This window comes from Dryocola clanedunensis, assembly GCF_038405435.1.
GTDB classification, from domain to species: Bacteria; Pseudomonadota; Gammaproteobacteria; order Enterobacterales; family Enterobacteriaceae; genus Dryocola; species Dryocola clanedunensis_A.
The window spans coordinates 599,250-620,319 of sequence record NZ_JBBYHZ010000002.1 but is presented as its reverse complement, the minus strand read 5'-3'; the positions used below and the strand labels follow the sequence as shown (position 1 = coordinate 620,319).

At 58.6% G+C, this 21,070-nt stretch carries 16 protein-coding genes; 9 read left to right on the top strand and 7 right to left on the bottom strand.

Annotated elements, in window-relative coordinates; translation table 11 throughout:
* From AAE045_RS06875 to AAE045_RS06865, 3 genes are all read right to left on the bottom strand, one after another.
* Positions 1–618, bottom strand: coding sequence for a DMSO/selenate family reductase complex B subunit (locus tag AAE045_RS06875; protein WP_455547063.1), 618 nt, complete (start codon positions 616–618; stop codon positions 1–3).
* A gap of 10 nt (positions 619–628) precedes the next feature.
* Positions 629–3,067: a selenate/tellurate reductase subunit YnfE gene (ynfE, locus tag AAE045_RS06870; protein ID WP_455547062.1), complete on the bottom strand. Its 2,439-nt coding sequence runs from the start codon at positions 3,065–3,067 to the stop codon at positions 629–631.
* A gap of 228 nt (positions 3,068–3,295) precedes the next feature.
* On the bottom strand, positions 3,296–3,601 hold the full coding sequence (locus AAE045_RS06865; RefSeq protein WP_455547061.1) for a DUF1161 domain-containing protein: 306 nt from the start codon (positions 3,599–3,601) through the stop codon (positions 3,296–3,298).
* A gap of 109 nt (positions 3,602–3,710) precedes the next feature.
* On the opposite strand from AAE045_RS06865, the gene AAE045_RS06860 reads away from it, so the two are divergent.
* Positions 3,711–4,421, top strand: a complete 711-nt coding sequence (locus AAE045_RS06860) for a YnfC family lipoprotein (protein WP_455547060.1) — start codon at positions 3,711–3,713, stop codon at positions 4,419–4,421.
* Positions 4,422–4,462: 41 nt separating this feature from the next.
* On the opposite strand, the gene AAE045_RS06855 is transcribed toward AAE045_RS06860, so the two are convergent.
* The 3 genes from AAE045_RS06855 to AAE045_RS06845 are packed head-to-tail and all read right to left on the bottom strand — an operon-like array spanning position 4,463 to position 10,880.
* Positions 4,463–6,604 (bottom strand): virulence factor SrfC family protein, encoded by a 2,142-nt coding sequence (locus AAE045_RS06855; protein WP_455547059.1) that lies wholly within the window; start codon positions 6,602–6,604, stop codon positions 4,463–4,465.
* Positions 6,601–9,573 (bottom strand): virulence factor SrfB, encoded by a 2,973-nt coding sequence (locus tag AAE045_RS06850; RefSeq protein ID WP_455547058.1) that lies wholly within the window; start codon positions 9,571–9,573, stop codon positions 6,601–6,603. The genes AAE045_RS06855 and AAE045_RS06850 overlap by 4 nt, the downstream gene beginning before the upstream one ends.
* Positions 9,574–9,575: 2 nt before the next feature.
* Positions 9,576–10,880: an SrfA family protein gene (locus AAE045_RS06845; protein ID WP_455547057.1), complete on the bottom strand. Its 1,305-nt coding sequence runs from the start codon at positions 10,878–10,880 to the stop codon at positions 9,576–9,578.
* A gap of 192 nt (positions 10,881–11,072) precedes the next feature.
* On the opposite strand from AAE045_RS06845, the gene AAE045_RS06840 reads away from it, so the two are divergent.
* Together AAE045_RS06840 and AAE045_RS06835 are read left to right on the top strand one after the other, a co-directional pair.
* Positions 11,073–11,786 (top strand): glutamine amidotransferase, encoded by a 714-nt coding sequence (locus AAE045_RS06840; protein WP_455547056.1) that lies wholly within the window; start codon positions 11,073–11,075, stop codon positions 11,784–11,786.
* A gap of 216 nt (positions 11,787–12,002) precedes the next feature.
* The gene (locus AAE045_RS06835) at positions 12,003–12,830 is read left to right on the top strand and encodes an aminoglycoside phosphotransferase family protein (protein WP_455547055.1); all 828 of its coding nucleotides are present in this window, start codon (positions 12,003–12,005) and stop codon (positions 12,828–12,830) included.
* A 189-nt stretch (positions 12,831–13,019) separates the two neighbouring features.
* On the opposite strand, the gene AAE045_RS06830 is transcribed toward AAE045_RS06835, so the two are convergent.
* Complete coding sequence (locus AAE045_RS06830) at positions 13,020–13,991, bottom strand: LacI family DNA-binding transcriptional regulator (RefSeq protein WP_455547054.1); 972 nt, start codon at positions 13,989–13,991, stop codon at positions 13,020–13,022.
* A 185-nt stretch (positions 13,992–14,176) separates the two neighbouring features.
* On the opposite strand from AAE045_RS06830, the gene AAE045_RS06825 reads away from it, so the two are divergent.
* The 6 genes from AAE045_RS06825 (at position 14,177) to aldA (ending at position 21,037) form a co-directional block, all read left to right on the top strand.
* The gene (locus AAE045_RS06825) at positions 14,177–15,424 is read left to right on the top strand and encodes an MFS transporter (protein WP_455428063.1); all 1,248 of its coding nucleotides are present in this window, start codon (positions 14,177–14,179) and stop codon (positions 15,422–15,424) included.
* Positions 15,414–16,502, top strand: coding sequence for a Gfo/Idh/MocA family protein (locus AAE045_RS06820; protein ID WP_455547053.1), 1,089 nt, complete (start codon positions 15,414–15,416; stop codon positions 16,500–16,502). Before AAE045_RS06825 ends, AAE045_RS06820 begins: the two co-directional genes overlap by 11 nt.
* Complete coding sequence (locus AAE045_RS06815; protein WP_455547052.1) at positions 16,502–17,560, top strand: sugar phosphate isomerase/epimerase family protein; 1,059 nt, start codon at positions 16,502–16,504, stop codon at positions 17,558–17,560. The genes AAE045_RS06820 and AAE045_RS06815 overlap by 1 nt, the downstream gene beginning before the upstream one ends.
* 2 nt (positions 17,561–17,562) lie before the next feature.
* Positions 17,563–18,678 carry a Gfo/Idh/MocA family protein gene (locus AAE045_RS06810; RefSeq protein ID WP_455547051.1) on the top strand — a complete coding sequence of 372 codons (1,116 nt, stop codon included), beginning with the start codon at positions 17,563–17,565 and terminating at the stop codon, positions 18,676–18,678.
* Positions 18,679–18,756: 78 nt separating this feature from the next.
* Positions 18,757–19,377, top strand: a complete 621-nt coding sequence (locus tag AAE045_RS06805; protein WP_455547050.1) for a LysE family translocator — start codon at positions 18,757–18,759, stop codon at positions 19,375–19,377.
* Positions 19,378–19,597: 220 nt separating this feature from the next.
* Positions 19,598–21,037 (top strand): aldehyde dehydrogenase, encoded by a 1,440-nt coding sequence (aldA, locus tag AAE045_RS06800; protein WP_455547049.1) that lies wholly within the window; start codon positions 19,598–19,600, stop codon positions 21,035–21,037.
* Positions 21,038–21,070: the final 33 nt, after the last annotated feature.

Here is a 21,070-nt window from a genome sequence, read left to right as displayed (position 1 = left end):
TTATACCTCCTTCGGATTGGCCAGATAACCGGTCTTATCCCCACTGGGGCGACCGTTGGCGTTAGGTTTTATGACGATATTTGGTTTGGTGAAGTGCGCAGACGGCAGCGGCGCAATGGCAGCCTGCTCGCCATATTTTTTGCGCAGCTCGTCGATTGGCGCCATATCCAGCGCGCGCAGCGGGCAGGACTCGACGCAGATCGGCTTTTTGCCGTCGGCAATACGGTCATAGCAGCCGTCGCACTTGGTCATGTGGCCTTTCTCGGCGTTGTACTGCGGCGCGCCATACGGGCAGGCCATGTGGCAGTAGCGACAGCCGATGCAGACTTCTTCGTTAACCACCACAAAACCATCTTCACGCTTGTGCATCGCACCGCTCGGGCAGACCTTGGTACAGGCCGGATCCGCACAGTGGTTACAGGAGATGGACAGATAGTAGGCGAACACGTCCTGATGCCAGACGCCGTTGTCCTCCTGCCAGTTGCCGCCCGCGTATTCATAAATGCGGCGGAAGCTGACGTCCGGGCCTAAGTTTTTGTAGTCCTTGCAGGCCAGCTCGCAGGTTTTGCAGCCGGTGCAGCGACTTGAGTCAATGTAAAATCCGTACTGGGTTGTCATTAGCTACGCCTCACGCCTTTTTGATTTCGACCAGATTGGTATGTTGTGGATTGCCTTTCGCCAGCGGCGACGGGCGTTGCGTGGTGAGGGTGTTCATACAGGAACCGTGATCGATACGATCGCCGTTCATGTTGGCGTCGTGCCAGGCGCCCTGGCCCATTGCGGTTACGCCCGGCATGATGCGAGGGGTAACTTTTGCTTCAACGCGAATCTCACCGCGCCCGTTGAATACGCTGACGAGATCGCCGTTGGCGATACCGCGTTTCTGCGCGTCAATCGGGTTGATCCACACTTCCTGGCGGCAGGCGGCCTTGAGCACGTCAACGTTGCCATAGCTGGAGTGGGTACGGGCTTTGTAGTGGAAACCAAACATCTGCAGCGGATAAGAGCTGCGCTCCGGTGCGTCCCAGCCGTCAAAGGTGGAGGCGTAAACTGGCAGCGGGCTGATGGTTTCGTCTTTTTGCAGCTCCCAGGTGGCAGCAATTTTCGCCAGCCTGTCGGAGTAGATTTCGATTTTGCCGGAAGGCGTTTTCAGCGGGTTGGCCGCCGGATCCTCACGGAATTTCTTATAGGCAACGAAGTGGCCGTTCGGATCTTTACGCTTGTAGATGCCCATGGTGCGCAGCTCTTCGTAAGAAGGCAGCGCCGGATCTTTGGCGAGCATTTTGGCGTAAAGGTGCTTAAGCCACTCTTCCTGGGTACGACCCTCGGTGAACTTCTGGTAAACGTCCGGCCCCAGGCGGCGGGCCACTTCGCTGGTGATCCAGTAAATAGGCTTGCGCTCGAACTTCGGTGCGGTAGCGGGCTGAATGAAGATCAGATAGCCCATGTTCCCGGCGTAGTCGTTCGGGATAATGTCTTCCTGCTCGACGGTCATCAGGTCCGGCAGCAGAATATCCGCGTACTTAGCAGAAGAGGTCATGAAGTTTTCGATGACGACAATCATCTCGCACTTGCTCTCATCCTGCAGGATATCGTGCGTTTTGTTGATTTCAGCGTGCTGGTTGATGATGGTGTTGCCAGCATAGTTCCAGATGAACTTGATGGGCACGTCCAGCTTGTCTTTGCCACGCACGCCGTCGCGTTTGGCGGTCATCTCCGGGCCGCGAACAATCGCATCCGTCCAGCTGAAGCAGGAGATCTGCGTTTTGACCGGGTTTTCCAGCACCGGCATACGCTCGATGGTGATGTTGTAGGTGGATTCACGTGCGCCGCTGTTGCCGCCGTTAATACCCACGTTACCGGTCAGGATTGGCAGCATGGCGATGGCACGGGCGGTCAGTTCACCGTTGGCCTGGCGCTGCGGCCCCCATCCCTGCACGATGCAGGCAGGTTTGGCGCTGCCGATTTCGCGGGCAAGCTTGATGATGCGGTCCACCGGAATACCGGTGACGGCAGAGGCCCACTGCGGCGATTTTTCAATGCCGTCTTCGCCCTCGCCGAGAATATAGGCCTTGTAGTGGCCGTTAGCGGGAGCGCCTTCCGGCAGCGTTTTCTCGTCGTAGCCTACGCAATATTTATCGAGGAACGGCTGGTCAACGAGGTTTTCGTTAATCAGCACGTGGGCGATACCGGCGACCAGCGCGGCGTCGGTGCCCGGACGGATTGGGATCCACTCGTCTTCTCGGCCTGCGGCGGTGTCGGTATAGCGCGGATCGATAACGATCATGCGCGCATTAGAACGTTCGCGAGCCTGTTCCAGATAATAAGTGATGCCGCCGCCGCTCATGCGTGTTTCCGCGGGGTTGTTACCAAACATCACGACCAGCTTAGTATTTTCGATATCGGAGGTGCTGTTGCCGTCGTTGCTGCCGTAGGTGTACGGCATGGCGCAGGCAATTTGTGCGGTGCTGTAAGTGCCGTAGTGGCTGAGGAAGCCGCCGTAGCAGTTCATCAGGCGGGTCAGTAATGAGGCGTAAGGAGAGGAGCGGGTAATGTTCCCGCCCACCACGCCGGAGGTGTAGTTCAGGTAGACCGCTTCGTTACCGTATTTCGCCACCGTCTCTTTCAGGCTTTTGGTGATGGTGTCCAGCGCTTCATCCCAGGAGATGCGCTCAAATTTTCCCTCGCCGCGTTTGCCGACGCGCTTCATTGGGTAGTTCAGGCGTTCCGGGTGGTTAATACGGCGGCGAATCGAACGGCCGCGCAGGCAGGCGCGAACCTGGTGATCGCCGTACTCATCGTGACCGGTGTTGTCCGTTTCCACCCAGTAAACTTCGTTATCGCGAACGTGCAGACGCAGGGCACAGCGGCTTCCGCAGTTGACGGAACAGGCGCCCCAGACCACTTTATCGTCGGGATTTTCCAGCGCGCCGTTAACGGCGACGGCGGCGGCTTTCAGGCCAAAGGGCAGTGAAATTCCACCGGCGGCGAGAGCAAGGCTCCCGATTGCCGTTGACTTCACCAGGCTTCGGCGGCTGATGCCGCCGGGGTTGTTAATGTCAGACATAGCTCACTCCATGACTTTTTCCCTGAGAGGGCCGTCATTTTAGGTTTTTGTTTTGTCGTTGATTGCTGCTGAGGCGTGCAGATGTCTAATTAATTATCAGACAAATAATACCCTCTGTAAGCAATTGTACTTACTTGGGGGTATGACTTATTAACACCCGTCAATTTTGGAGCGATTGGGGAGGGGAAATTGCAGGTAAGAAAAAGGGCGCACATGGCGCCCCGAAGGTTACTGCTGTTGTTCCGCCTGTGGCGCATCCTGGGTGGCTGCGTTTTCAGCGGCGTCGTTGCCGCTGCCGGTGCGGCTATAGAGTATCTTTTGCGTGTCGTTTGCGCAGTGCCCAACGACCTGAGCGTCAGGTTTATCCGCCTGGTCGTTCGGCACGATGGTCAGGGTAAAGCCTGACTCCGGCACACCGTTGTTAATGATCTTCTGCTGAATGTCGGCCTTAACTTTATCGCAGGAGCCTTGTGCCGCCAGCGCCGGAGTTGCGGTCATCAGCACCAAAGCTGCCAGCCAGATTGACTTCTTCATCATCTCTTCCTTTATGTTGAGGATGTTCAATAATCATAGACCAACGGCTGTAAATATTTGTATTTGCTTATATCATGTTGAGATATTTCAAAACGGGAACAGAACTAACGTGAAGAAAATCATCATTCTCAGCGCGCTGGTCGCGACCCTGGCAGGGTGCGATAAGCCGGATACGCCGCTGAGCTACACGCCGGAGATGGCGAGCTTCTCGAACGAGTTTGATTTCGATCCGCTGCGCGGGCCGGTAAAGGACTTCAGCCAGACGCTGATGAATGAAAAGGGCGAAGTGGTTAAGCGCGTGTCGGGATCGGTTTCTGCGGAAGGCTGTTTCGACACCCTGGAGTTCCACGACCTGGAAGAGAACAGCGGCGCGTCGCTGGTGCTGGATGCGAACTACTACGTTGATGCAACCAGCCAGGAGAAGCGCGTCAGGCTTCAGGGAAAATGTCAGCTGGCCGAGCTGCCCGCCGCGCAGATTATCTACGATACCGATGACAACGGATTCGTAGTAGCCGCGCACGGCAAAGAGGTTTCTGTGAAATACACCTATGACCCGGATGGCTACCCGCTGGGGAAAATCACAACCGCGAAAGACTCCACGCTTGCGGTGGAGGCAAAAGCAGGCGCGGATAGTAAAAAAAAGCTGGATTACACGGCGACCAGCTCGCTAAACGGCAAGGCCATCGCCCAGGCGAAGCAAAGCTGTGATTACGACGACCACTTTAATCCGGTCGCCTGCGAGCTGAATATCGTCGACGACAGCGTAACTCCGCCCGCCACCACGCGTTACTCGATTAAAAACACGATTGATTACTATTGATAAGCGAGGGCAGATTCTGCCCTCGCCGTAGCTATCCTGCTTTAAATTTTCGCCAGCAGCCCGCGCAGTTTTGCCCGATGATCTTCGCTGACGTCGTGCGGGTGGCGATAGTCGATGTTCTCCACTGCCCGAGCGTACAGGGCGACCAGCCAGTCATAAACGTAGCTGGCGTTGCCGCGGACTGGCGTTTCCCCCAGCTGCGTGAGACGCGTAGCCGCCCTGGCCTGCACCGCCGGTGAAAACACCTTCGCACCTTTGTTCACGCGGCTTGCCGGTCGGTTTTCCTGCGCAGCGCTGGCGTAACCGAGCCAGTTAACAAAATCTCCCAGCACGCCTGCCGCACAGGTGATCTCCTGCGCCATGCTGCCGTCGCCGGATGCCAGCATCTCTTCCAGAAGATCCGGCAGACCGAGCCGGTAGCCGGTGGCAATCAGCAGTTCGCACAGCGCCCGCAGCTGGCTGGCGTCCAGCCCCAGCCGCTGAGCCGCTCCGGCCCGTTGACCAGGCCCGCGCAGGTGGGCAACCCACAGCTGATGAACTGCCAGCGCATAGCTGGTCGCCGCAGCCTGGCCGCGCGCCTCAACGTCATCGTCGGCGAACAGGTTAATATCCAGCGCGAATCCGGCCGGTTTGCTTTGCTGCTGATGGTGATGGCGCAGCCAGCACTGCTGCAGCGCGTGGCGATCCGGCACCAGGCTTGCCAGCAGTTCGCCGTGCAGAGCTGCGCTGGCCTGCAGGGCGCGAATCAGCCCTTCGGCCTGAAGACGAGCCGTTTCGGGGGCCACGTCATGACCGTCCGTGAAGCGGTGGAAAACCTCCGCAGTTTTCGCATCCAGCTCGGCCTGTAACCCTGCCAGACGGCTATTCCGGCGCACGACGCTGACGGCGTCAGAAAGCCACTCCAGCAGACGCTGCATATTGCGGCTGTCCAGCGCCTGGAGGGTTCCCCAGCGCTTTCCGGCCTGGCCTACCACGCGCTGCACGCCGTCGTCCACGCTGACGCCGCTGGTGAAGCGTGCATCATGCGGCGTTATCGTCCAGATCAGCCCCGGAAGCGCGGCATGCGGTCCCTGGATATCGTCAACCCAGCGGGAAAGCGTTTTGCCGATGGCTTTTACCTCATCCCGATCGCCAGCAGCGTTGCAGACCAGCAGGGTATCGGGCTGCAAACGGTCGGCATAATAGTCAATCTGCCGAACGGGAATATCAATGATATCCACGCCCTGTAGCGCGGGGGCATGACACAGCGTCAGGCAGACCTCCGCACAAAGTTCCAGCAGGTCGGACTGCGCCAGGCTGACCGGCGAGCCGATTTCGTCCCCCCGGAGCGGGCAGATCAACACATCGGCCTGGAGTTCCGTTTCATCCGGCGCTGCGGGGATCAGAAAACCTTCGGCAGGCAGCAGGAAAGAGTCGACCAGCAGGCTGGCAGGGGCCAGAAACTGCTGCGCCTCGCCGATATGATGCAGAGTTTCGCTGAGATGCTGCCACTGGGCGCTAAGCTGCGCGTCCTCACCCCACAGCATCCCCAGCAGGGAAACGCGGTCGGCGGTGGTCAGCCAGGGGATCAGGTCAGCCATCTGCTGCCAAAGCGCGTCGTCCAGATGGTGCTGGCGGCGCAGCTGCGCATGGTAACAGCGGGCGATATCGGCCATCTGCTGGCTGCTGATACCCGGCACGCTCCGCGCCTGGCGGTGGGACTGCAGTTCGGCCAGGCGGGCGGCGATCGAGCTGCTCTGGGCGACGCGCGGCTGCGGACGCGAGTGGTACTGGCGAATCATTCGCTGCGTCAGATCGCCTTCGCCCGGCAGCGTCAGCAGCAGCGGGAACTTGTCGCTGGACGGTGCCGGGCGCTGGGTAAAACGCACGGCCAGCGAAGCCGCGGCGTGTCCGGGATCGATATGCGTCAGGTAATCCAGCGTTTTCTCGCCAAGCTCAACTTCAATGCGGCCTGCGTGGTTGCCCAGCAGCGCGCTCAGCAGGTGCCGCTTACCCGCCAGCGACTGGCCGTAGAGGCCTAATGTCAGCGGCGCGTGCTGCGCCGCATTCAGCTGCTGCTGGCGACGCTGCAGCGGCAGAAGGCGGGCAAGCAGGCTGTCCGCCTCGTTTTCTAAAAGCGGGGCGTGCGGGCGGGTATTCTGCACCCAGTTCACCAGCTCTGGCAGTACGGGGGTGGTATTCATTTTTGGTAGACGCTCCCGCTGTCGATCCAGTAGTGGCTCGCGCCGCTGTAGCTGCCGGCGAGCGTGTTGAGTTTGAAGCTCAGCTGGCTGAGCGGCACTTTGCTGCCGTCCTGCAGCCAGGCTTCGGCTAATACAAAGGCGTCCGCATCGCGGGTTTGCTGTAAGCGCACGTTTAAGACGCCGTCTCCGGCGATAGATTTGGCAAGCGAGGCCGAGTTAATCGCCAGGGTATACAGCGGCGTTGCGGGCCAGCGCGCATTATCCAGCTGGCGGAAGCCCAGGCAGGCGTTACCGCGCAGCGGGAAGTGCAGGCGGGTATCCAGGGTTGCTTTCGGGTTATCCAGATCGATATCGCTGTACCAGACGTTTTCATCGCTCAGCACGTTGTTGCCGTCGAGCATGCCCAGATGGCGAATGGTCGAGTACGCCTGGATATCGCTGGCTTTGAAATTAAAGCCCGGCAGGCGCAGGTCCATCGCCAGGCTGCACAGCATAGCGCCGACGGCGGCGGTGGATTTCGGATTGCCGATGCGCCCCTGCTGGCTGAACGGATACCACTCGTGCGTCTGGTAGCTATCGAGCCAGACGATGCGGTTAACCGGCACCGGCTGCAGGTGGCGAAGCAGCGCCTGCACGCCCGGAAGGCAGGCCGGGCGGCCGGTAATCAGCAGGACATCGCAGCAGTAGTGGCTGATAACTTCACACAGGGCCTGAAGCGGCGCGGTGAGCGTGAACTGCCCGGCCATCAGCGCTTCCTGTAACGAAGAGAGCTCGACCTGGATCGGTACGCTGAACAGGTCAAACTGCGGCGCGTCGGCTGGCAGCGCGTGCTGTACGGCCTGCTGAACGTAATTAATGACGTTATCCGTTGGCCGCTGGGCTAGCAGTTGGCCGAAGGTGGCTTCCAGCGTTGCAAGGCGATCGTCAGGATCGCTGTTTTCCCAGAAATCCAGCACCGCATGGCCCAGCGGAATAAACAGCTGCAGGGCAGTCTGCTGGCGCAGGGTGCCGCGCGTATCCATGCGGCCCGACTCGCCAAACAGCGTGGTCATCAGCCCGGTCACATCCGCCACGCCCGCCTTATGAATCTGCACCTGTAAAGCTGGCAGCACGCAGCGCTGAATGACATCCAGAAGAATATCGTCACCCGCGACTTTAAAACCTTCGCGGAACAGCAGGCGCGGAGCGATCTTGACGTTGCTGCCCACGCCGTCATCCAGCTGATACTGGGTGATAGCCATGTCCGTCGTGCCGCCACCGATATCAATAGAGGCAACGCGCAGCGTCCTGCCCGCAGGCTCATCTTCGCTAAGCTGGCGGTCAGGCCGGGCGAGGCGCTTAAAGAAGGCGCCGCTTTGCCCGGCGTAGTTGACGATGGCTTCGTTATACAGCCAGACGAGCTGGCCGCAGGTCGCCTCGTCCCATTCCATATGGACCTGCGGGACCGGGACAACGCTCTTCTGCTTATCGCGCTCGCTGGTAAAGCCCTCATCCGCCGGGTGCCACTCCATCGCTTTCCACACCAGGCCGACGGCCTCGCGCATGCGCTGGCGGAAGAGTTCACGCTCCTGCTTTGGCATGGCGGATGGCAGGGTAAGAATAAGATTGCGCAGCTGCCGGGGCGCGTTCAGGTGCCCCATGCTCTGGCGCGAGCCGACGCTGTTGATCTGCATCAGCGCCTGGGCGAGCAGCTCGCAGAGCATCAGCGTCATCAGCGAACTGCGGCTGTACTGCGGCGAGAAGACCGGCAGGCGCTCGTCCATCGGCAGATCGTAAAGCGGCTGGCCGTCGTCGTTCATCAGGTTCATCAGCGGGAAGGCGGTGGCGAGGGGTTCGCGCTGGGTTTTGATGCCCATCTGGCTGAAGCGCCAGTCCTGGCTCGCCGGGGTTTCGTCCCACAGGTAGCGGCGCGGGCTGGAGATACCGCTGGCGCCTTCCGTCCCCAGGCGCACGCTCGCCATACGGCGGGCCTCGGCCCCCACGCGGGCGATAGAAGGCCAGACGAAGGCGTCATCGCGCCCGCTCTCCACCGAGAAGTGCTGCTTGCCGAATCTGGCTTCGGAAAACTCAAGGCGGCTGGTGAACATTGCCTCGTTAATAAACTGCGGTTCGCTCAGGGAGCGGATTTGCAGCTCGGCGGTCTGGCGCAGGCCATCGTTGGCTTCGCCATGATCTTCAATCAGCACGCCGCAGGTATGGGTGTTGCCAACGTCGAGCACCAGGTCCACAGGGATAGCAGGAGCTTGCAGAGTGGCGGTGACAATTTTCACTTCCGGCACGGAGAGCTGCGCGCCGAGCATTTCCAGAATATTGAGATAGTGCGCCTGGTACTCGAACATCTTCATCGCGCTGACGATTTCACGCTCGGTGCGGGATTCGTGGCGCGAGACGAACTGGGTGAACACCTCGCGCAGCCAGCCGTCTACCCAGGTCTGGTCGAGGAAATCGTGGATCTCATGGTTCTGCCAGGCCAGCGCGAAGCGGGCGCCGTTGCGCACGTCGTTCTGCGTGGGGGCAAGATGCGCGGCAGGGTGATCATCCGCGTAGATTTTTGTATCCAGCGCAATGCTTATTCGTACCGTGTTGCCCGCAGAGTCTGGCTCGTCAAGAAGGCGGATCTGCACGCGCGCCCAGTTATCCGGCCCGCCAACGAAGGTGCGCGGCGGGTTGAAGCGGCCAAACGGCAGCGGCAGCCAGGTTTTATCCATCACCTTCAGCGAATGGCCGAGGGTAACGGTGCTTTCAGGCTTCACCACCTCCGGCGAGCCGCCCTGGCCTTCCGGCAGCGTGAACTTACCGGGGACGATATCGTAATCGAGGCGCAGCAGCGGGCCATTGGCGGTCTTACGCACGAAGCGCCCGGTGTGCGGGGCGTCTGGCTGAGGGGCAAGACCAAAGTCCAGCAGCTGAATGCCGCTGTCCTTAATAAGCGTCACGCCCGGTTTGTAGTGGAACAGGTTGGCAAGCATGGTCAGTCACTCACTTTCTTAAACGTCAACGGCACCACGGTGTCGCCCGCGTAGCGTCCGCTGCACTGGGCCACGCCGTTATCGCCGGGTCTGCAGGAGATTTCCGGCATCGGATAGCGGGAGCCGTCGCTACAGCGCGCGCTGCCACGGGTTTTAATCATCAGCACGCCGTTGCTGTGCAGGCCGGAGAACACCGCCACTTTGCAGCTGATGTTATCGCCATGAACCAGCCGCGCGCTGCCTTTGTTATCCGTAATCTGATAGCGCAGCACCGGAGGTTTACCGGTGATCGGGTTACTGGCATCGATGGTCACGCGCCAGGAGCCGTTAAGGAATTTCGTCGAACCAATTTTCAGCGCCTCCGCCGGGAGCATCAGGGCATTCTTAGCGGCAGAAGCGGGAGCGGGTACTGGTGCTGCCTCAGGTTCCGGAGCGGGGGCGGCAACCACGTTGGCATGGGCCAGCGGCAGCGTGGACTGCGGAATGGGTTGATCGACGGTTTTGATCGCGGCAGGCGCAATGGGTGCAGGCTCAGCTTTTACCGACGCAAAAGGTTTTGCTTCCGGGGTCGATAAATAGTTCCAGGCAACGGGAGCCGCCATCAAAACCAGCGCTGCTGCGGCGGCAGGTAGCATCCATAAGCGGGATTTAGGTTTCGCAGCCGGTAGCGCTTCGGGCTCTTCCTGAACGATAACGGGGGCAGGAGCAGCCTGCATCGGCAGGGAATAAACCAGCGGCTCGTCCGGGGAGCTTATTTGGGCGGGAGCGGGAGCAGTTTCTGGTAAATCAGGCTCGGGAATAAATTCGATAACCGGCTCATGGGATTCAGCCGCGCGCAGGCAGTCCAGCACGTCATCACGCGCGCCCTGATTAAGATTCACAAAGCCCCAGAAAGTGATAACCGGTTTGCCGTCAACCAGATAAACATGCTGGCTGCCGGGGAACTGCAAAGCGCTGGAGAGCAGCGAGCCAAACAGCTGAATGGCCGTTTTCTCCGCCTGCTGGCAGCGCTGAATGAGCGTAGCGATATTCGCCAGGCCGTTATCCAGATAGCGCAGCGCTTTTTTACGCTGCTCGTCGCTGGCGGCGGCCCAGCTCAGCACGCTGCCCTCGAGCGGCGCATACCAGTCAACGCGATCGCCCTCGTCGTTCGGCTGGGGGATAGCAAGGCTGTCCGCCACCGCATGCTGTTTACGCAGGCGCAGGGTTTCGCGTATCTGCAGCGCCGAGTCAAACACCGCCTGTCCGTTTTCGCCCAGCGCCAGAAAGTCATCAAGGCTGCCGCTGCGCAGTAAAGTTTTTGCCACGTCATCATCCCGCTGTTAACGACTCCTTTCGAGCCATCTTCACGCGTTACATTCTAACGACCGCCGAGCTAAGCAAACGGCAGAAGAGACGCCATATTTTTCTAATTATTGGGGGATTGGGAAAATCGACGTTGGGGGCGTGATGCAATCTGTGCTAATCATTAGGTTCCACAACGATTAAGGATTAACCCGATGCCTGAGTCCCTTCCGATCCTGCTGGTGCAGATGGGCCACCCGCCTGCGGATATTCGTGCTGCGGTGGGTGAACAGCCGCAATGGTTTCGCGCCGCGCTCGGCGACGGGGTGCCGGTAAAAGTAGTTTGCCCGTTCGACGGCGACCCGCTGCCGGTGGCAGGAACGTTTCGCGCGGCGGTGATTTCAGGCTCATGGTCGATGGTGACGGACCACGAGGCGTGGAGCGAGCGCACCGCCGAATGGACAAGAGAAATGATGCAGGCCGGAGTGCCGATTCTGGGCGTCTGCTACGGTCATCAGCTTATGGCCTACGCAACGGGCGGCGTGGTGGACTACCATCCGCAGGGCAGCGAAGTAGGGCAGCTGCCGGTAACGCTAAGCGCGGCAGCCAGACAGGATGCCTTGCTGGGTGAGTTACCCGATACCTTTGACGTATTCCTGAGCCACGAGCAAAGCGTGCTGACGCTGCCGCCGGGCGCAGCGGCGCTGGGCGCATCAGGCCACGACCCGCATCAGATTATCCGCTACTCCCCAACGGCCCTTTCGGTGCAGTTCCATCCGGAGTTCACCGCGCAGGTAATGAGCCAAATCATTACCAGCCGCAGCGAAAGAATCGCCATGAAAGGCAAGGATCGGGACGCGCTGTTGTCACGCGTGAGCGACACGCCAGAGTCCCGGTCGTTATTGCAGCGGTTTGTATTCGGTGGATGACGTTGGTGCTTATCCAGCCCCATAGTCAGATATCGTAGGCCGGATAAGCGAAGCGCCATCCGGCGTTTTGCAGTGAAGGGTTAGTGAACGACCGACAATGAGCGAAAGTTGCATTACCAGAAAACAGTATGCAGGAAAGAACTTCACCTATGGATTAAAATGCCTGAATGCATACCCATCTCCCGCTTGTGCTATAAGGATGTTAAAGAAGGCTTTATGGATACTTTCAAGTTAAAATTCTGGCTAAATCGCTGGAACCTCATTCCTGATGGCACTCCATTTACAACTCATACATCCCAGCTATATCCGGTCAAAACGGCAACACATGGTCTTAAAGCCATGTTAAAAGTTACGGATGATACTGATGAGCAAGCCGGTAATGCACTAATGGCATGGTGGGAAGGGAATGGTGCGGCGCAGGTGATTGCACATGAAAATGAAGCAATTCTTCTCTCAAGAGCAACGGGTTCCGCGTCTTTATCAGCAATGTCCCGTGGAGTTAACGATGATGCAGCCTGCCGTATTTTGTGTATTACTGCGAACCGACTTCATACATTCGCAAAAAGACCGTTGCCCCAGCTTACGTCATTAAATGAATGGTTTAATCCTCTAAAACCAGCAGCCTTGAAGTATGGTGGTATCCTGACACGCTGCGCAGAAATTTCAGAAGAATTGCTTTCTTCTCCCCAAGATGTGGTTGCATTGCATGGTGACTTACATCACGAAAATGTGCTTGATTTTGAAACGTCTGGCTGGCTTGCCATTGACCCTAAAGGGCTGATAGGTGAACGCGGATTCGACTTTGCTAATATTTTTACTAATCCGGATCTTGGTAATCCAGTCCCTCCTGTTGCGACTGTACCGGAGATATTTAAACAGCGCCTAAATATCGTCACCAGGTCGGTCGACCTGGACAGAGAACGCCTGCTTAAATGGATAATTGCATGGTGTGGTCTTTCAACCGCCTGGTCCCTCTCAGACAACGATACTGTTTCAACAACAATAAAGGTTGCCGAGTTGGCGATGACTGAATTGGAACAGTGAGTGGGATATCGACAAGGGTGAAGTGATTTCCTGTACTTCCGTTTTTCGCTCTAAGCTGCCAGCCACATCGATTAAGATTGGCCTGGTTTTTTACATGAAATGAGCAATAACATCACCTCCAACCCATCTTTACAGATATCGTAGGCCGGATAAGCGAAGCGTCATCCGGCATATTACCCGTGCGCAGCCCTACACCGATCCACGCACCACCAGCTTCCAGTCCAGAATTTCATTTACCGTTTCCACCTCCGGGTTATCAATTCTTTCCAGCAGGAGCTGTACGCTGCGCACGCCCAGCTGGTGCATCGGCTGCTCGACGGTGGTCAGCGGCGGGCTGGTTACCGAGCCGAACGGCACGCCGTCGAAGCCCATAATCGCCACGTCCTGCGGGACTCGCAGTCCGTTCATGTGGGCGTAATGCAATGCGCCTCCGGCTAAGGCGTCGGAGATGGCAAACACCGCGTCCGGCGGCTCCGGCATGGTGAACAGCTCCGCCATTGCCTGTACGCCTGCCTGATATTCGAGGCTGTCCGCATAAACCACGGCCTGCCAGGCGCTGCCCGTGGCCGACCGGTAGCCCGCCTCACGCTGCTGGGAATAGAGATAGCGCAGATCGCCGTTGATCAGCGCGATGCGTTTGTAGCCCGCGCTGGCAAGGTGATCCACCGCCGCCGCCGCCGCTTTGAAGTTATCGATCGTTACGGAAGAGGCGTTATAGCCCGGATCGCCTTCGCCGCACTGCACCCACGGGGAATCGCCGATAAGCGTGGTTAAGCCCGGCAGACAGCTGATGGCGTCCATGGTGATCACTCCGTCCACGACTTTGCCGCTCAGCAGCTGCAAATAGGCGGATTCGCGCGTCAGCCGGGATTCAGAGTTACACAGCAGAATGTGGTAGCCGTGCTTTTCCGCTTCTTCTTCAATGCCGCGCACCACGCGGGCGCAGAAGGGGTTGGTGATGTTAGAGACAAGAACGAGCAGCATGCGGCTGCGCGCCGTGCGAAGCTGGCGGGCCAGCAGGTTGGGCTGGTAGTCGCAGGATTCTATCGCAGCCAGCACTTTATCGCGGGTATCTGGCTTCACTGCGGGATTGCCGTTCAGCACTCTGGAGACGGTGGCGGTGGACACCCCGGCGGTGCGGGCGACTTTATCTATCGACATGCTGATCCTTTGAGCGCATTGGCTATTTGTGAAGCACATTCCAGATTTGCATCAATAGTATCAAATAATCCGTGAGCATGATGGCAACCCCTCTGAAATCGATTACATTTTTAATGATCTGTTAATGTAATCGATTACAAAAATAACCTCTTACCCTTAAATCAATACTCTGCCGTGGAGGATGTATGTCTTCTCAATCAGCCGTTGGGGCTCAGGTGTTAACCCACAAGTGGGTTATCCCGCGCCTGTCGTTAATGATGTTTCTGGAGTTTTTCGTCTGGGGTGCCTGGTACGTGACGCTGGGCGTGGTGATGGGCAAATACGGGCTGAGCGCGGTAATAGGGGATGCGTACTCCACCGGGCCAATCGCCTCGATTCTTTCGCCGTTCGTGCTCGGGATGCTGGTTGACCGCTTCTTTGCCTCGCAGAAAGTGCTCGGTATTTTGCATCTGGTTGGCGCGGCGCTGCTGTGGTGGCTACCGGGCATGTTTGAAAGCGGGCAAAGTGGCCTGCTGTGGGTAGTTTTCGCCTACATGCTTTGCTATATGCCGACCATCGCGCTCAGCAACAACGTTGCGTTCCACAGCCTTGCAAACAGCGAGAGGGGCTTCCCGATCGTGCGTGCCTTCGGCACCATCGGCTGGATTGTTGCCGGGCTGATAGTCGGGATGAGCGGGCTGTCCGACAGCACCGGGATCTTTACCATGGCCGCCGTCGCCTCGGTAGTGCTGGGCATCTACAGCTTCACGCTGCCCAACACGCCAGCACCGGATCGCGGCAAACCACTTTCCCTGCGTGACCTGGTCTGCGCCGACGCTTTCGCGCTGCTGAAACAAAAGCACTTCATGGTGTTTATCATCTGCGCCACGCTGATCTCCATTCCGCTGGCCGCGTACTACGCCTATGCCGCACCGTTTATCTCCGCGCTGGGCTTCGAGAACGTCAGCGGGGTAATGGCCTTCGGGCAGATGTCCGAGCTGCTGTTCATGCTGCTGATCCCGTTCTTCTTCCGCCGCCTCGGCATCAAGATGATGCTGCTGATCGGCATGCTCGCGTGGTTTGCGCGCTACGCCATGTTCGCGCTGAGCATCGCGGAGGAAACCCGCTGGATGATTTACATCGGCATTATCCTGCACGGGGTGTGCTACGACTTCTTCTTCGTTATCGGCTTTATCTATACCGATAAGGTGGCGGGGGACAAGGTGAAAGGCCAGGCGCAGAGCCTGCTGGTGCTGTTCACCTACGGGCTGGGGATGCTCATCGGCTCGCAGATCAGCGGCGCGGTGTTCAACCGCTCGGTCACCGCGCAGGGGGCCGAGGCGCTGGTGCAGTGGCAGCACTTCTGGTGGATGCCTGCTATTGCCGCGGTCGTTATCGCCGCCATTTTCTTCTTCACCTTCCATTACAAAGAAGGTGCTAATAATGGCAGATAGGGCACTCCGGGTGCTGGTAGTGGGCTGCGGCAATATGGGCGCGGCTCACGCTCTGGCCTATCAGGCGCTTCCGGAATTTACTCTCTGCGGTCTGGTCGCCCGTGGGGACTCTAAACATCGCCTCCGGCAGCAGCTGGGGGCCGATATTCCGCTGTTCGACGATATGCAGGTGGCGATTATACAGACACAGGCGGATGCGGTCTGCATCGCCACCTGGCCGGACAGCCATGAAGTGCTGGCGCTGACGGCGCTCGCTGCGGGCTGCCATGTGTTTATTGAGAAACCCGTCGCCACCACCGTATCCGGCGCGAAGCGCGTGGTGGCAACCGCCCAGCTGGCGGGTAAAAAACTCGTCGTCGGCTATATTCTTCGTCATCACCCGGTCTGGCAGCAGTACATCGAACTGGCGCACACCCTCGGCAAACCGCTGGTGATGCGCATGAACCTCAACCAGCAGAGCGCCGGGGCCGCCTGGCACACCCATAAAATGCTGATGCAGTCGCTGTCGCCGATCGTGGACTGCGGCGTGCACTATCTGGACGTGATGTGCCAGATGACCCAGTCCAGCCCGCTGTCCGTCAGTGCCATCGGCGTGCGGTTAACGGATCAAATCCCGGCAAAACAGTTTAATTACGGCCAGCTTCAGGTGCGCTTTGCCGACGGCTCGGTGGGCTGGTACGAGGCGGGCTGGGGGCCGATGATGAGCCAGACGGCGTTCTTTATTAAGGACGTTATCGGGCCGGAGGGTTCCGCCTCCATCGTCGCCCGGGAGGCGGGTGGCGAAGGGCAGTCCGCCAGCGTCGAAGCCCATACCCGCACCGAATCCCTGCGCCTGCATCATTCCCGGCTGAGCGCCGACGGCGAATTTGCCGCGCCGGACGAGTGGATTAGTGCCGACGGCGAACCCGACCACTACGAACTCTGCCGCCTGGAACAGAATTTCTTTGCCCGTGCAATTCTTGACGATAACGATTTAACGCAGCACCAGCAGCAGGCCATCGAGAGCCTGGCGGTGGTGCTGGCGGCTGACCTCGCGGCGCGCGAGCAGCGCATGGTGAACATTAAGGAGATTTCATAATGAAAACGCTAAAAGGGCCATCCATTTTTCTTTCCCAGTTCATCGGCGACAGGCCGCCGTTTAACTCGCTGGAAACCCTGGGAGGCTGGGCTGCGGGCCTGGGCTACAAAGCGGTGCAGATCCCGACGCATCTGCCGCATATTTTCGATCTGCGCAAAGCAGCAGAAAGCAAAGATTACTGCGCGGAAATCAGCGGCACGCTGGCTAACGTCGGCCTGCAAATCAGCGAACTTTCCACGCATCTGCAGGGCCAGCTGATTGCCGTGCATCCTGCTTACGACGCCGCGTTTGCCGGTTTTGCCCCGCCTGAACTGGCGCAAGATGCTAAGGCCCGCCAGCAGTGGGGCGTTGAAAGCCTGAAGCAGGCGGCGCTGGCTTCGCAAAACCTGGGGCTGAAGGCCCATGCCACATTTTCTGGCGCGCTGGTCTGGCCATATTTCTACCCGTGGCCGCCGCGCAATGCCTTACTTATCGATGAAGCATTTAAGGAGCTGGCGAAACGCTGGAGGCCGGTGCTCGATGCCTTCGATGAGGCAGGCGTCGACGTCTGTTTTGAGCTGCATCCCGGTGAAGATTTGCACGATGGCGTCACGTTCGAGCGTTTTCTTGCGCTGGTTGATAATCATCCGCGCTGCAATATTCTCTTTGACCCAAGCCACATGCTGCTGCAGCACATGGACTACCTCGGGTTTATCGATCTCTATCACTCCCGCATTAAGGCCTTCCACGTAAAAGACGCGGAGTTTCAGCGCTCTGCCCGCAGTGGCGTGTACGCTGGCTTCCAGCCGTGGGTGGAGCGTCCGGGTCGTTTCCGTTCGCTGGGGGACGGGCAGGTCGATTTCAAAGGCATTTTCAGCAGGCTCGCGCAGTACGGCTATGAAGGGTGGGCTACGCTTGAATGGGAGTGCTGTCTGAAATCGGGCGAAGCGGGCGCGCGCGAAGGGGCGAAGTTTATCGCCGACCACATCATTCCCGTTGCCGACTACGCTTTTGATGATTTTGCCCATAGCGAAAGCAACGGTGCGGCGGTGCGTAAAATGCTCGGGCTGGAGGGTTAACGATGAAACGCATACGGTTAGGCATGGTGGGCGGCGGTGAAGGTTCGTTTATCGGCGGCGTGCATCGCATTGCCGCACGTCTTGACGACCAGTTTGAGCTGGTTGCGGGCGCGTTTTCCTCATCCCCGGAAGTAGCAAAACGCAGCGGTGAAGCGCTGTTTGTCGAGCCGGGCCGCAGCTATGAAAGCTGGCAGGAGATGGCGGAGCAGGAGGCCGCAAGATCGGACGGCATTGAAGCCGTAGCCATCGTCACGCCTAACTTCCTGCACGTTCCCATCGCCAAAGCGTTTGTTGAAAAGAAAATTCATGTCATCTGCGATAAGCCGCTGGGCGTCAGCCTTGCGGAAGGGGAAGAGCTGGCGTTTCTCATCAACCAGAGCGGCTCGCATTTTATTCTGACCCATAACTACAGCGCGCTGCCGATGGTGCGCGAGGCGCGGGCGCGCATCGCCAACAGTGAGATTGGCGACATCCGCAACGTAGAGGTGGAATATTTGCAGGGCTGGCTGAACGACCGGCTGGAGCTGACGGATAACAAGCAGGCGAGCTGGCGCGGCAAAGCGCAGTTCGCGGGGGCCGGGGCGATTGGCGACATTGGCACCCACGCCTGGCAGCTGGCGGCGTTTGTCACCGGCATGGAGCCGGAAGCCATTCGCGGAGAGCTGCTGACCCGCATCGAAGGCCGCGAGCTGGACGACGAAGTTTACGCCGAAATGCGTTACGCCAACGGCGCGCGGGGCCGCCTGTGGGCAAGTCAGGTTGCGCCGGGCTTTGAAAACGATCTGCGCCTGCGGATAGTCGGCAGCCGGGGCAGCATCTGCTTCCGCCAGCAGCAGCCGGAGATACTGGAGATCCATCCGCTGCACGGAAATAGTTACGTTGTCACGCGAAACGGCGTCAATAATCATGATTCAATCCGCCATCAGTGCCGCACCCCGGCGGGCCACCCGGAGGGGTATCTGGAAGGCTTCGCGCAAATCTACCGTGAGGCGGCAACGAAAATTCGTGGCGGTACAACGCCCTTATTACCGGGAATTGTTGAAGGCCTGTCAGGCATGCGCTTTATCGAAACCTTGCGCGCCAGCAGCGACCAGGGCGGGGTGTGGATGGACTGGTAGTGAAACAGAGAAAGTGAAATCTCTTCAATTGAGCGGGCGTTAAATTTTCAGTAACATCCGCTCTTTCGGAGAGACAAAATGTCCGTCGCTGATGCACTTCTTGCTTATTCCCTCGCCGCCTTACTCCTCACGCTTACCCCCGGTCTTGATACCGCGCTTATTCTGCGTACCGCCACCGTTGAAGGCGGTAAGAAAGCATTTCAGGCCGCGCTCGGCATAGACGCCGGGTGTTTTATCTGGGGCGCGGTTGTTGCCTTTGGCCTGGGCGCTTTGCTTGCCGCTTCTGAACTGGCCTATAACGTGCTCAAGTACTGCGGCGCGGCGTATTTATGCTGGCTGGGCGTTCAGCTGCTTCTCCGGCCACGCCGGACGTTTGATGCTTTTCAGTCCGACGCTCGTCCCGGCGGCAACTGGTTTATCCGGGGTATGCTGGGTAACGTTCTCAATCCCAAAATGGGCATTTTTTACGTCTCTTTTCTGCCGCAGTTTATTCCGGCGGGGCATTCCCCGGTGGTCTGGACTTTTCTCCTCGTCGCGATCCACGTATTGATTGGTACGCTCTGGTCGCTGACGCTGATTGCAACTACCCGCTACGCAGCAGGCCTGTTCAAAATTCCCGCCGTAGTGAAATGGATGGACCGTACGACGGGCGGCCTGTTTATGCTGTTTGCCGCAAAACTGGCAATCAGCAGCCGCTGAAACCTGCCCGTATTGACCGTTTTAAACGCTCTGCGGCTAAAACGGTCAGTCTCATGTTGTTAATATGTAAATAAAATATCCTTCCGGCGCACAATTCATTGAGCGCCATCACAAAAAATGACCGTTTTGCCCGACTTCCTGCCTGTGATGCTTAAAGTGATTACAAATGTTTTACGTATCGATAACAACAGGCATTCATCTGCACATTCAGGAGACGGTCATGACGGCACCCGTACAGCACCCGATGTATATCAACGGTCAGTTTGTTCAGTGGCAGGGCGATAGGTGGATTGACGTGATTAATCCGGCTACCGAAGAGGTGATTTCCCGCATTCCGGACGGCAGCGCGCAGCAGGCTCGCGACGCAATTGATGCCGCTGCCAGCGCGCAGGATGCGTGGGAAGCGCTGCCTGCTATCGAGCGGGCGGGCTGGCTGCGTAAAATCTCAGCAGGCATTCGCGAACGCGCGGCGGCTATCAGCGCCATGATTGTGGCGGAAGGCGGGAAAACCCAGCAGCTGGCTGAGGTGGAGGTGGCCTTTACCGCCGATTATCTGGATTACATGTCCGAGTGGGCGCGCCGCTACGAAGGTGAAATCCTGCAGAGCGACCGGCCGGGCGAAAACATTCTTGTCTTTAAGCGGGCGCTGGGCGTCACTACCGGCATTCTGCCGTGGAACTTCCCGTTCTTCCTGATTGCCCGCAAGCTCGCGCCAGCGTTAATCACCGGCAATACCATCGTCATTAAACCGAGCGAGTTCACGCCGAATAATGCGATTGCTTTCGCAGAAATTGTTCACGACATCGGTCTGCCAAAAGGTGTGTTCAACCTGGTGCTGGGGCGTGGCGAAACCGTGGGCCAGGAGCTTGCCGGTAACCCGAAAGTGGCGATGGTCAGCATGACCGGCAGCGTCGCTGCGGGTGAGAAAATCATGGCGGCAGCGTCTAAAAACATCACTAAGGTCTGTCTGGAGCTGGGCGGCAAGGCCCCGGCTATCGTGATGAACGATGCGGATCTGGATATCGCGGTAAAAGCCGTCGTGGACTCCCGCATGATCAATACCGGGCAGGTCTGTAACTGTGCTGAACGCGTATACGTGCAGAAGGGCATTTACGACGAGTTTATTACCCGCCTCAGCGAAGCGTTTAAGCAGGTTAGCTTTGGCGATACGGCCGAGCGTAACGACGTCGCAATGGGGCCGCTGATTAACGCCGCCGCGCTTGAGCGCGTGGAACAGAAGGTAGCGCAGGCGGTGAAAGAAGGCGCCCGCGTAGTGACCGGGGGCAAAACGCCGGAGGGCAAAGGCTACTTCTATCCGCCAACGCTGCTGGTCGACGTGCGCCAGGATATGACCATCATGCACGAAGAGACCTTTGGTCCGGTGCTGCCCGTGACAACCTTTGACACGCTGGACGAAGCGGTGGCGATGGCGAACGACAGCGACTACGGTCTGACATCCTCAATCTATACCCGCGACCTGAATACCGCCATGAAGGCGATAAAAGGGCTGAAGTTCGGCGAAACGTACATCAACCGCGAGCACTTTGAAGCGATGCAGGGGTTCCATGCGGGGTGGCGCAAATCGGGGATCGGCGGGGCGGACGGGCGTCACGGCCTGAATGAATATCTCCAGACCCAGATGGTTTATCTGCAGGTTTAGCCTTCAGTGCCGGGGGCTTGCCCCCGGCAGTAA

Excerpts from the sequence above, each read along its gene's own strand:
- AAE045_RS06875 (WP_455547063.1), bottom strand. The coding sequence starts at position 618 with ATGACAACCCAGTACGGATTTTACATTGACTCAAGTCGCTGCACCGGC.
- ynfE (WP_455547062.1), bottom strand. The coding sequence starts at position 3,067 with ATGTCTGACATTAACAACCCCGGCGGCATCAGCCGCCGAAGCCTGGTG.
- AAE045_RS06865 (WP_455547061.1), bottom strand. The coding sequence starts at position 3,601 with ATGAAGAAGTCAATCTGGCTGGCAGCTTTGGTGCTGATGACCGCAACT.
- AAE045_RS06855 (WP_455547059.1), bottom strand. The coding sequence starts at position 6,604 with ATGAATACCACCCCCGTACTGCCAGAGCTGGTGAACTGGGTGCAGAAT.
- AAE045_RS06850 (WP_455547058.1), bottom strand. The coding sequence starts at position 9,573 with ATGCTTGCCAACCTGTTCCACTACAAACCGGGCGTGACGCTTATTAAG.
- AAE045_RS06840 (WP_455547056.1), top strand. The coding sequence starts at position 11,073 with ATGCCTGAGTCCCTTCCGATCCTGCTGGTGCAGATGGGCCACCCGCCT.
- AAE045_RS06835 (WP_455547055.1), top strand. The coding sequence starts at position 12,003 with ATGGATACTTTCAAGTTAAAATTCTGGCTAAATCGCTGGAACCTCATT.
- AAE045_RS06830 (WP_455547054.1), bottom strand. The coding sequence starts at position 13,991 with ATGTCGATAGATAAAGTCGCCCGCACCGCCGGGGTGTCCACCGCCACC.
- AAE045_RS06825 (WP_455428063.1), top strand. The coding sequence starts at position 14,177 with ATGTCTTCTCAATCAGCCGTTGGGGCTCAGGTGTTAACCCACAAGTGG.
- AAE045_RS06820 (WP_455547053.1), top strand. The coding sequence starts at position 15,414 with ATGGCAGATAGGGCACTCCGGGTGCTGGTAGTGGGCTGCGGCAATATG.
- AAE045_RS06815 (WP_455547052.1), top strand. The coding sequence starts at position 16,502 with ATGAAAACGCTAAAAGGGCCATCCATTTTTCTTTCCCAGTTCATCGGC.
- AAE045_RS06810 (WP_455547051.1), top strand. The coding sequence starts at position 17,563 with ATGAAACGCATACGGTTAGGCATGGTGGGCGGCGGTGAAGGTTCGTTT.
- AAE045_RS06805 (WP_455547050.1), top strand. The coding sequence starts at position 18,757 with ATGTCCGTCGCTGATGCACTTCTTGCTTATTCCCTCGCCGCCTTACTC.
- aldA (WP_455547049.1), top strand. The coding sequence starts at position 19,598 with ATGACGGCACCCGTACAGCACCCGATGTATATCAACGGTCAGTTTGTT.